This window comes from Nostoc sp., from assembly GCF_041747015.1.
Taxonomy (GTDB): domain Bacteria; phylum Cyanobacteriota; class Cyanobacteriia; order Cyanobacteriales; family Nostocaceae; genus Nostoc.
Window position 1 is genome coordinate 23710 of record NZ_JBGTFY010000189.1, and the last position, 11609, is coordinate 35318.

Annotated in this window: 9 protein-coding genes; 4 read left to right on the forward strand and 5 right to left on the reverse strand. The window is 41.8% G+C overall.

The features are described from left to right. Positions 1–85 precede the first annotated feature (85 nt). Both ACEW80_RS16235 and ACEW80_RS16240 read right to left on the reverse strand, forming a co-directional pair. Complete coding sequence (locus ACEW80_RS16235) at positions 86–502, reverse strand: DUF1824 family protein (protein ID WP_373527587.1); 417 nt, start codon at positions 500–502, stop codon at positions 86–88. Between the two features lie 127 nt (positions 503–629). After that, on the reverse strand, positions 630–1478 hold the full coding sequence (locus tag ACEW80_RS16240) for a prohibitin family protein (RefSeq protein WP_373527588.1): 849 nt from the start codon (positions 1476–1478) through the stop codon (positions 630–632). A gap of 228 nt (positions 1479–1706) precedes the next feature. Here ACEW80_RS16240 and ACEW80_RS16245 point away from each other — a divergent pair, with 228 nt between their 5' ends. Beyond that, positions 1707–3515, forward strand: a complete 1809-nt coding sequence (locus ACEW80_RS16245) for an ABC transporter ATP-binding protein (protein WP_373527589.1) — start codon at positions 1707–1709, stop codon at positions 3513–3515. A 40-nt stretch (positions 3516–3555) separates the two neighbouring features. Then, the gene (locus tag ACEW80_RS16250) at positions 3556–3984 is read left to right on the forward strand and encodes a hypothetical protein (RefSeq protein ID WP_373527590.1); all 429 of its coding nucleotides are present in this window, start codon (positions 3556–3558) and stop codon (positions 3982–3984) included. 360 nt (positions 3985–4344) lie between these two features. Here the strand turns inward: ACEW80_RS16250 and ftsH are convergent, their stop codons facing one another. Further along, complete coding sequence (gene ftsH, locus ACEW80_RS16255) at positions 4345–6234, reverse strand: ATP-dependent zinc metalloprotease FtsH (RefSeq protein WP_373527591.1); 1890 nt, start codon at positions 6232–6234, stop codon at positions 4345–4347. A 393-nt stretch (positions 6235–6627) separates the two neighbouring features. On the opposite strand from ftsH, the gene ACEW80_RS16260 reads away from it, so the two are divergent. After that, the gene (locus ACEW80_RS16260; protein ID WP_373527592.1) at positions 6628–7173 is read left to right on the forward strand and encodes an NADPH-dependent FMN reductase; all 546 of its coding nucleotides are present in this window, start codon (positions 6628–6630) and stop codon (positions 7171–7173) included. 163 nt (positions 7174–7336) lie between these two features. Here ACEW80_RS16260 and ACEW80_RS16265 read toward each other — a convergent pair whose 3' ends face one another. Next, entirely contained in the window at positions 7337–8191 is an 855-nt protein-coding gene (locus ACEW80_RS16265; protein ID WP_373527595.1) for a cyanophycinase, read from the reverse strand. A 451-nt stretch (positions 8192–8642) separates the two neighbouring features. Beyond that, on the reverse strand, positions 8643–8846 hold the full coding sequence (locus ACEW80_RS16270) for a hypothetical protein (protein ID WP_373527593.1): 204 nt from the start codon (positions 8844–8846) through the stop codon (positions 8643–8645). Positions 8847–9161: 315 nt separating this feature from the next. Between ACEW80_RS16270 and ACEW80_RS16275 the strand changes: the two genes are divergently transcribed. Then, positions 9162–11072, forward strand: coding sequence for an acetate--CoA ligase family protein (locus tag ACEW80_RS16275; RefSeq protein WP_373527594.1), 1911 nt, complete (start codon positions 9162–9164; stop codon positions 11070–11072). The last annotated feature ends 537 nt before the right edge of the window (positions 11073–11609 follow it).

The following is an 11609-nucleotide window of genomic DNA, read 5'->3' on the forward strand; positions in this document are numbered from 1 at the left end:
GAGAAGAGAAGAGTAGGCGCAGAGACGCAAAGAAAGAAAAGATTGGAGTAGGTAAGGTATATGGCTTACCTACATTTACCGAATTCTATACAAATAAATCCAAGGGTAAATGTCCATACATTTCGTTGATTCCGCTTTCTTCGTAAGACTGGCAAGATACTAATACTCCACGATGATGACCAGCATAAGAATCAAGATAACACAAACCATTTTTGCCATTTAATTTGATATAAACTGGTCCTTCAGGCGTAAGTAAATTGTCTGGTGCCTCATAACCTAAAGCCAGAGAATAGGTCTTCATAGCCAGTATTCCTTCTTCTGCTGTATCAGCACAAATTCCTAAAATTTGATAATCAGCAAGCTTAGTGAGCAAAATTAAGGCATTACGGATTACACCTTTTTCTGATGGCTTGAGGATAGGAGCGATATCTAGACAGTTGAATTTATTCAGTAATTTCTTCGCTTCTTCAGCGGTGAGATTGTGATGATTGGAGGTTGACATAAACTTCGTTTATTATCTTCTTGATTTTGCTGTTGTATTTGAGTTGGGACTAGCCCAACTTACTAAGTATTATTTACTCGAATTAAAGCCTCTCTGCGAGACGCTACGCGAACGACTTCGCTCGGCTTTAAGGTTGATTTGGTACATTCCCAAGGTTGAATATGAAGGGAACGCCGCTTTTTGAGTCTCCACCCATAACGAGGACTTTTGGCATTTGAGCGCCGCCACTCTTCCAAGCTTCAATTGCTTCTTTTTGTAAAACCAACTGTCCTCCTTGGGCTTTGAGTGTCTCTGCTAAGAGTCTTTGAGCTTCTGCCCTACCTTTGGCACGATTAACGTCTGCTTGTGCTTCTTGTTCAGCTTCCCGTGCTACATAAACGGCTCTTTGCGCTCGCTGTTCAGCAATTTGTTTTTCTTCCACAGCTCTTGCAAATTCTGGTGAGAACGCTAAGTCAACTACGCTAGTATCTAACACAATTATCCCATATTTGTCTAAGCGATCGCCTAAAGCATTATCAAAGTCTTCTTTCAATTCAGTTCTTTTGGTAATTGCTTCTTCTACTGTTCTTCTAGCTGCTGCAATTTTAAATGCTTCTTGGGTCTGGGGTGCAATAATTTTCGATACAATATTTTCTAAGGTTCCTTGTCTCCTTCTAATTTCAACTACCTGTATGGGATCAAGGCGAAAGTTAATCGCAAATCTCGCAGATAAATTTTGCAGATCCTTAGTAGAACTCTCCGCCGGAACTTCAAATTTTTGCACTGTCAAATCATACACATCTATCACCGAGATAAAAGGCGGTTTGACGTGAATACCTTCCAATAAAGCGCCATCTCTAGCCTTACCCAAGATACTGATCACTGCTGCTTGTCCTGGGTTGATAATAATAAAGGAATTTAGTCCAATAATTACCAATATTGCTAACACAATTCCCAAAACTGTGGTTTGCCAATTTCCCAATTGCTGATTTTTCAAGTTCCTTTCTCCATGTGAGTAATGAGTGCTGAGTAAAATAGTACGGATAAATCTGAGAGTAGTAAATAGTCAAAAATTTTGCTTTGACTGGAGTAAAGTTTGTTACTTGTTTAAGTTTCTCATCAGTCTGACTAAATCAAGTCTTTAATCTTCAGATTCCAAACTCAGCATTCACGACTCAGAACTTTATTCCGTGGTAATATCAGTTACACGCAACCGTAAAAATCCGTGGCTACTGGATTAAAATCTCATCGGTTATCAAGAAGGCATAAACATTCAGCGCATCCTCTCCAGCGCTTATTTGACTATGGACACCAGTATCGCAAACAAATTTGGCTAGCGACTACTTATTCTACCCTCAATAAATTTTTCGATTTGGCACCACCCGGCTTAATTGGTGTCGCGGTGGATGTGGTAGTCAAGCAGCAGGATTCCATAATTGCACAGTTAGGGATACGCGATGTCTTTGGGCAATTTTTAATTATTTCTTTGCTGACTGTGATTATTTGGATACTAGAATCTGTTTTTGAGTACGCCTACGCTCGACTTTGGCGGAATTTAGCGCAGAATATTCAGCATGATTTGCGTTTAGATGCATACAAACATTTGCAAGAGTTGGAATTGGCTTATTTTGAAGAACGCAGCACTGGCGGTTTAATGTCTATTCTTAGCGATGATATTAACCAACTAGAGCGGTTTTTGGATGTGGGAGCGAATGATATTATCCAAGTTTCCGCAACTGTTTTAATTATTGGCGCTGCTTTCTTTATTTTGGCTCCTGGTGTGGCGTGGATGGCTTTGTCACCAATGCCATTTATCCTCTGGGGTTCCTTTGCTTATCAACGACTGCTTGCGCCTCGCTACGCTGATGTGCGGGAAAAGGTAGGTTTCCTGAACTCGCGTTTATCAAATAATATCAGTGGAATTACTACTATTAAAAGTTTCACCGCCGAAGCTTATGAAGCCTCTCGTTTGGAATTAGATAGTGACGCTTATCGCCGCAGTAACTCCAAGGCGATTGCTCTTTCTGCTGCTTTTGTACCGTTAATTAGGATGCTGATTTTGGTAGGTTTCACTGCATTACTATTATATGGCGGGATGGCAGCAGTTTCGGGAGAAATGTCTGTAGGTACTTACAGCGTATTAGTGTTTTTAATCCAGCGTTTGCTGTGGCCTTTAACAAGGTTAGGAGAAACATTTGATCAATATCAACGAGCAATGGCTTCTACTAATCGGGTCATGAATTTGTTAGATGCTCCCATCGCTATTCATCCAGGAAATGTAGCATTACCTGTGGATAAAGTGCGCGGTGAGGTGCAATTTAAAAATGTTACTTTTGCTTATCAAGATAGATTTGCAGTTATTAAAAATCTGTCTTTGGATATTCCGGCAGGAAAAACGATCGCAATTGTCGGTTCTACTGGTTCAGGTAAAAGCACTTTAGTCAAACTTTTGTTGCGATTGTACGAAGTGCAAGCTGGAAACATTACTCTGGATGGGATTGATTTGCAAAGTTTGAATTTGCAAGATTTACGCGGTTGTATTGGTTTGGTGAGTCAAGATGTCTTTCTATTTCATGGCACTGTAGCGGAGAATGTTGCTTATGGCAGTTTTGAGACTACAGAACAAGAAATTATTACGGCGGCGAAGGTAGCTGAGGCGCACGAATTTATTATTAATTTGCCCCAAGGTTATGAGACAATTGTAGGAGAAAGAGGACAAAAGTTATCTGGTGGACAAAGACAAAGAATTGCGATCGCCCGTGCAGTCTTAAAGAATCCCCCCATTTTGATTTTAGATGAAGCTACCTCGGCAGTAGATAATGAAACAGAAGCGGCTATCCAGCGATCGCTCGAACGGATTACAGTAGATAGAACTACAATTGCGATCGCACATCGTCTTTCCACCATCCGCAATGCCGATTGTATTTATGTCATGGAACATGGGAAATTAGTAGAATCGGGAACCCATGAGCAACTGTTGGAGAAACATGAAATTTATTCTAGTCTCTGGCGTGTACAGTCAGGTTTAAAATAACTTTCGCGCCAAGTTTTGTGTATTAATTACGAAATTATTTATGTTTTTTGGTAATAGTCAACCAGAATCAGGTGATCACAAGTGGCGTCGCCAGTTGGATAAGTTTGTGAAAGCAAATCAGCAAGAATTGGCGGCACTATTTTGGGGATTATGGTTAGCAAATGGCGATAGTCAGGGTACTGTTGGTATTGATTTGCAACCAACGCCACATTTTGTTTATTGTCCGAAAGAGCAGATGGAGAAGTTAAATATTAAAGTTGAGAATCGGCTTCAGGAAATTTTGGGAATTGTTGAGAATTATCAGCCCGAGGTGGAAGTTGTGATGATTGGCATTGGGAAGGGGGAAATTAAGTTAATTCAGTTTGCACCGGAACCAGCACCATCGATTTGTTTTGAGCAAGCTGGTAAGGATGTGGATGGGTTATTGGATGTGCTGGAAGAGAGGATGAGGGAGGAGATTGTTTTTTAACGCATAGGCGCTTCTCACGAGACGCTACGCGTAGCTTGCTTCCCCGGAGGGGTACGCCTTCCCGCAGGGTAGGAACGCTAAGGGAAGCGCAGAGGAACGCGGAGGAAGAGAAATAACTCTGCGCTTATTGTTTAGTTCATGAGCATAAAGAATTGGTATTAGATATAAAGTATTTATTAATTTTTATCTCCATAAGGGACATTAGCACAGCAAGATGTAGTTTGGGCTTGTAACCAATTATCAGGAACCAGTCGCACACTCATTCATTCTGACTTCTGGCTCCTGAATTGCAGTTACTTCAACTGGGGGAACCCTGGCAACGAGTTTGGAGTTGATAGACTATTGACTTTTGCCTATTGTTTAATGAGATACAGCCAATTTTTCATCGGCTACTTGGGCATTATCAGCAACAATTTTGCGGAATAAATCACCTTCAATTGTCTCCTGTTCTGCTAGCAAATCCACTAAACGCTCCAAAACTATGCGGTTTTCTTGCAACAGTTCTTTTGCCTTGATGTAAGAAGTGTTGACAATTTCGCGTACTTGTGCATCAATCTTGGCGGCAATTTCCTCAGAATAGTCTGATTTATTCATCCAGTCGCGTCCCAAAAATACTTCTCCACTTTGATTTTCTAAGGACAATGGGCCTAATTCTGACATCCCGAACCGTGTCACCATTTGCCGTGCCATAGTTGTCACCTGTTGCAGGTCATTCCCTGCACCTGTAGTCACTTCTGGCTTACCAAAAACAATTTCTTCGGCGGCGCGACCACCCAAAGTAGCAGTAATCCTGGCTTTGAGTTGGGAACGCGAAACTAACCCCTGTTCTTCGTTGGGAGTAAACCAAGTTAATCCTAGCGCTTGTCCGCGTGGAATGAGTGTGACTTTCTGCACAGGGTCATGATCTTTGAGCAACGTGCCTAATAAAGCATGTCCAACTTCATGATAGGCAATTAAGCGTTTGCTCTTGCTGTCTACTAAAGCGGTACCTTCCATACCTGCAACGACCCGATCTATAGCAGCATCAATTTCTAAAATGGTGACAGCTTCTTTGCGCCTTCTAGCGGTGAGAATGGCAGCTTCGTTGAGTAAATTGGCTAAATCTGCACCAGTAAAACCAGGAGTGCGGCGAGCGATCGCTTCTAATGATACGCTAGGATCAATCTTTTTATTCCGCGCATGGACTTTCAAAATATCCAGTCGGCCTTTAAGATCCGGTGCATCCACCATCACTTGTCTGTCAAAACGTCCTGGTCTGAGTAATGCTGCATCTAGCACATCTGGGCGATTAGTGGCAGCAATAATAATGATGCCTGTGTTACCTTCAAAACCATCCATTTCGGTGAGCAGTTGATTAAGGGTTTGTTCTCGCTCATCGTTACCGCCACCGATACCAGCACCCCGTTGTCTACCTACCGCGTCAATTTCATCAATAAATATTAGACATGGGGCATTCTCTTTAGCTTTTTTGAAGAGGTCACGCACACGAGATGCACCCACACCAACGAACATTTCCACAAATTCCGAACCGGAAATACTAAAGAATGGTACACCTGCTTCTCCAGCGATCGCTTTTGCTAGTAGAGTTTTACCAGTACCAGGGGGGCCAATTAACAGCACTCCTTTGGGAATACGTGCGCCTACAGCGGTAAATCTTTCTGGCTGTTTGAGGAAAGTTACAACTTCTTCTAGTTCTTCTTTAGCTTCTTCAACCCCAGCGACATCTTCAAATTTAACTCCAGTTTTTGCCTCCATTTGGAAGCGAGCTTTGGATTTGCCGAAATTCATCGCTTGGCTAGAAGCATTAGTAGAGCGCCGGAGGAACAATAGCATTAAAGCCACCAGTGGCAAAATCCACATGAGATTGATCAACAGTCCAACAGCAGCTCGACTGTTAGCAGAGGAAACTTCGCCAAAATCAACATTTTCTTTTTTGAGTATGTTAATTAACTCTGTGTTCTGCACTAAAAGTCTCACCTGTTGCGGCGGCGTATTATCCTTTTGCCCCTTGAGATAAACCTTTGCTAGCTGTTCGGCTTCGTCAAGCTCAACTTTTTCAATTTCTCCCGCCTTCGCTTTCTTGATCAACTCGCCATAATCTAGAGAGTTACTCTCTGCTTTTTGTGCCAAGACTGGAGTACTTCCGAAAATTCCTGGCAACATAATCAAACTAGCTGCCATAGCACTAACCCAAGCAACGCGTTTTGACGACTGCCCTTTTATCAATGCTTTTTTTCCCAAATTTGTCATAATAATTACCCTTTGTCTGGTGGCACAAGTTGAGCTATGGTTTTATGCCTATTCTTCTCTTCAAAATTGTAATAACTGGAAATTACAGCTTTCTTATCTAGTTTAACTTCCATACAAAACCATTCCCAAGTTTCTTGCGGCTATTGTCTGAAGTTGAACAGCCTGGATAATTTTATTCCCCAGTGAGATGACAACTAAGCTAGCCTAAGATATTTGATCACAAGCTTGATCGTTGCGCGATCGCCCCGCAAGTATTGACTGCTACCACTAAATTTTCATTTGACACATTTTGATACAAATCGTTAAGATATACATAATCATAACGATTCCGCTTTTCAAAAAATCTCGTGATATTACGTGATATTAGTGTTTTTAGTAATTTGTGGGTTAATTATGGTGAGAATTGTTGGCATTGGTGGTAGTTTAAGACCCAACTCCTATACCCAGCTTGCTTTACTTATAGCAGGGCAAAGGGTAGAAGCTCTAGGTGCAGAAGTAGAAATTCTCGATTTAAGGCAGTTGCAGCTACCATTTTGTAATGGCGCAAAAGAGTATCCAGAGTATCCAGATGTTCAGCGGTTGCAGGATACAGTCAGTCGCGCCGATGGGTTAATTTTAGCGACACCTGAGTATCATGGTGGAGTTAGTGGTATCCTCAAAAATGCCTTAGATTTGATGAGCTTTGACCAACTGGCGGGTAAAGTAACAGGACTAATTAGTGTCTTGGGTGGTCAGTCTAATAGTAATGCTCTCAATGATCTACGGTTAATTATTAGATGGGTGCATGGTTGGGTAATTCCAGAACAAATTGCGATCGGACAAGCTTGGGGTGCTTTCAGTCCTGAAGGCAAGCTGGTAGATGAGAAACTCTCCCAAAGGTTCGACCAATTTGCTCAAAGTTTAGTTGATAACACTCGCAAGCTGCGAGACGTTAATTAGTTATAGGGTGGGCAAAGTTTTGCCTACCCTAGACTTAATAATGGTAATGGTAAGTGAACCGATCTAGATATTTATGCCTTGTGTCGCTGCTGACTGCTGAATTCTTTTTGATAAAATCTAAAAGTATTGAGTACTCAATCAATTTAAATGCAGCTGCTAAAAGTTAAGTACTGGTTGAGCCAGCTGGTACAGACACATTTACCGCAGAGCCATTATTTAGGATAGGTTGACGAGTTTTTAGGTTAAATTTGAAGCCATTTGGTAAAATATGAAGCTTTGCTCCGCAAATTGCCAAAGGCTCATCCTTCAAAATTTCGCCCGCATTGTTATACGTAGCTTCTGATTCATCAACAATTGTGACAGCGCCTTGACCAATCACTTCAATTTGGTCATCTGTCACTATCATGGCGGTATTCTCGTCAATACCAAATCCTAAAACAGCAGGCTCTAGTATCAAAGCTGAAATTAAACGTCCCAAGCGTCCGCGTTGGGAAAAATGCTGGTCAATTACCACCCCTGGTAAGAAGCCTAAACCTGGCCCCATATTAACAGCTTCAATCCGAGGATGTGTTTCTGAGTCGCCTTCTACAATCATTACGTCTGGCATCACCGCAGCGCCTGCACTTGTACCTGCGATAATTACACCTTCAGAGAAGCGTTTGTGAATTGCCACATCGATTTCGGTGTCCTTGAGAATGTTAATGATCCGAGCTTGATCTCCACCAGTAAAAAATATCCCAGTTGCTTTATTAATTGCTTCCAATGCGGTAGATGAAGATGCATCTTCGCGGGTTTCTGTATCAATAATGCGAGTATTCTCGGCTCCCAGTCGCCCAAATACTCTAATATAATTTTCTCCAACTTCTCTTGGTAATTCTGTCGCCGCCGTCAGAATTACAATGTACGCCTTTGTACCCCCAGCACGTCGCACAAAGTCTCGCAGAATTTGGCAATCTCCTTCTTTATCTTCAGCTCCCCCAATAATTACCAGGTGTCGTTTGATATTACTTTCCACTATGATGCCTCTTGATTTGAGTTAATAAATTTCACTAAACCATGACAATCAAAGCCATCAAAACACCCCTTTGGTAGATTAGCTGATAGAAGGTAGTATTAAAATTTGCGTAGACGCAATCAAACCAAGAAATGTTTCAATATGGTTCGGTTAGCTTGTTTATCACTCGAATATCCCCCCAACCCCCTTTAAAAAGAGGGCTTATAACCCTCTTTTACCCCCTTAAAAGGGGGTCGCCGTAGGCGGGGGAATCTTATCAGAACCGTATTGAGAGATGTTTTACATAAAAATAATTTTCTTGCGCCTAATAAAACCCACAGTGTTACCTGCCTCTAGAGAGATTTTATATACGCAAGTGAATGTATTATTAATTGCCGATTGGAAATTTATCGCGCAATCGGTAAATAATTGGTATTAACCTAGCTGGGTACAATTAGATATCTAATGGGAAGTCCTAATGAATCCGACTTCTGTAAAGCAAGTTAGTTAAGAAAAAACGTGCTTGTTCTAGTGGGAGATGTCTGGGTTTACCTTGATAGACAATTTGATACTCATTCATGTCTGCCCCATCACCATGCCCAGAGATCAGCTTTTCGTGAAAAGCTTCCTCAGCAAGTTCTCGAATTTCCTCTCTTAGAGCAGCTTCTGCGCTATTCATACTTTGCTGTCTTTTCAATACCGCACATTTATTTGTACACCTGATTAGGAGAGTATTGCACCTTTCAAAAGTTATATCTTTCATTATTCGTCAGGATGAATTGACTGTTATTTGTTCGTCGCTGACGAATGGGGTTTAGTTATGCCTTGGGATAGTTGAAAATGCTTACTAATAAGGTTAGTGTAGGTTCTGATTAAAACAATGGCGAAGCCATCACTCTCCAAAATTAATATCAATCAGTCCCCAATCAAGAAGTCTGAGTAACCATAACTCACGATTTTTATTTTATGGTGTTTAGCCAAAGGTTCGTAATCAATGGTTCTACAAAAAAGCAGTGATTTAGTCCGCATTAATGCTAGAAGATCGGATGTATTCGATATCTTCAACTTCAAGCATTACATTGGCCCCAACCCCTATTTAAATACAGGGGCGCTAGTATTTGATTTTGCTCTAGTTGATTCTAGAAAGCCTTTGCCCATTGAAGATTATATTACAAGCATTGGCGATCGCTATCCAAAACTGGGCGGAAAAAGCTATGAATCCTATGCCCATCTCTTTGCCCCAGTTGTGTCAGAAGTAGGAAAGCTGGACATGGATTTGCACCTCAACCAGTGGAGTGTCAAGCCATATCCAAATTTTGTGCGGATTAGCGTTCAATCGCTACATGAACGCACAACTAGAGAGGTAGTTTACTTGGCTTGGGATTGGTTTGAAGCCATTACCCAGGACGAAGGCTTCCTCTTTGGGGATCAACTAGAGAGGTTACAAAATAAATTCCGCGCCTCTGTCTACGGTGGTCCCACAGTTTACGCCCTATTGCGAACAGCTCATGAAAAAGCTATTCCTGCCTCTTATTTGTGGGAAGAAGGATTGATGCAATACGGCTTGGGAAAAAAACACGTCCGGGGGGTAGCGACAACATTTAACCGCGATAGTCATCTAGATTCAGAGTTTACTACTCGCAAAGATGACTGCAAGGCATTTTTAAAAACCTTGGGTTTTCCAGTACCTGAAGGTGATATTGTCTTTTCCGAAAAGGAAGCTTTAGCGGCAGCAAGAAAAATTGGCTACCCAGTGGCAGTTAAGCCAGTAGTAGGTCACAAAGGAATTGGCGTCACGGCTGACGTGCAAGACTCCAAAGAACTGGAATCAGCTTTTAATCGGGCATTGGCAGCGATTCCCGAAGGTCAGCTAAATCGGATAATTGTTGAGAAAAGCATCTCAGGATCAGACTTTCGCTTGTTGTGTGTCAATGGCAGATTCGTCGCCGCCACAGAACGCCGTCCCGCATCGGTTGTTGGTGATGGGTATTTAACGCTCGCAGAGTTAATCCGCCGAGAGAACCGGAAACCTGAACGTTTAGACACGCCAACTTCGCCGATGAGTAAAATTCAGATCGATGATGCGATGCAACTCTACTTAGAGGAACAGCGCTTATCGTTAGATGGCGTGATTGAGAAGGGACGCACTGTTTACCTGCGTAAAGTAGCCAATCTTTCCGCCGGGGGTATGAGCATTGATGCAACCCGGACAGTTCATGATGACAATATTATTTTGGCGCAAGATATTGCCCAACATTTCCAGTTGACTTGCCTCGGTATTGATGTCATGACCAAAAGTCTTGCAGAATCTTGGAAGTCTAGTAACTTTGCCATCCTGGAAATCAATGCTGCACCAGGCGTTTTAATGCATCTTAAACCTTCTGTTGGTGAAAGCGTTGATGTGCCTTCGCATATCCTAGAAACCTTTTTTGAGTCGGGTACAGATGCCAGGATACCAATTATTACCTTTAATAAAATCTCCGTTGAAGAACTGCAAGCGACAATTGACCATATCCTTTTGCAACATCCCAATTGGACAATAGGCGCTGTTTCTCGTGATGCAGTTTTTGTAAATCGCTCGAAAAAAGTATTAAGCAAAGATTACAACAGTAATGTCCAAACTTTGCTGCGTCATCCCAAACTTGATTTGCTGATTGCGGAGTATGCGGAAGACATCCTAGAGGAAGAGGGGATGTTTTACCAAAGTAGTAATATGGTAGTTTTGGATAATCCTACCGAAATAGAGATGATGCTGGTGCGGGATGTCATTGACAGTTCTACTGTGGTGATTAAAAAAGGCAAGGATATTTCCATCCGCCGCCAAGGGTTGATTGAAGATTATAGCTTGGGTGAAGATGAACCATTTACACGGGTTTATCTCAAAGAAACCGGGACGATTTTGTAAGTTAGGTATCAAGAGGATGTTTTAAATTCTCTCCGCAACGGACTGGCTCTTTAAAAAGGGGGACTTTGATTATGGTTCCTCCTTTTTTACTTTAATAAACATTTTTCAAACATACTCTCAGAGAACAGGCAAAGGCAATCGCGCTTTGCAACAAATGCTCTGACATATATAAGAAACGTTTAAGTCATTGCAACAACTGTTGTAACAAACTGATGAATTGACTTACTAGCGGAAATATTCAAATAATCTAAGTCAAATTAACTAGCAAACTAGCGATTTAATATACCAGAGATATAGGGACACAATATAATACTGTGTCCCTATAATAATTTTAACTTCCGAGTTGAGAGCAGAAATGGGGTTCCTCTATTCTTGAACAGTCGGGTATTAAGTTGAAGTGACATACTCCTACACTGATTGCAAGCAATACAGTGTAGGCTTCTCAGCGACTCCCGGTATCCCGTCGGACATTAACTGAGCTTTGCTTATACTGCACGTCATGCCCTGGCGCACAGTTTGTAGCTTGCTTCCCCGTTC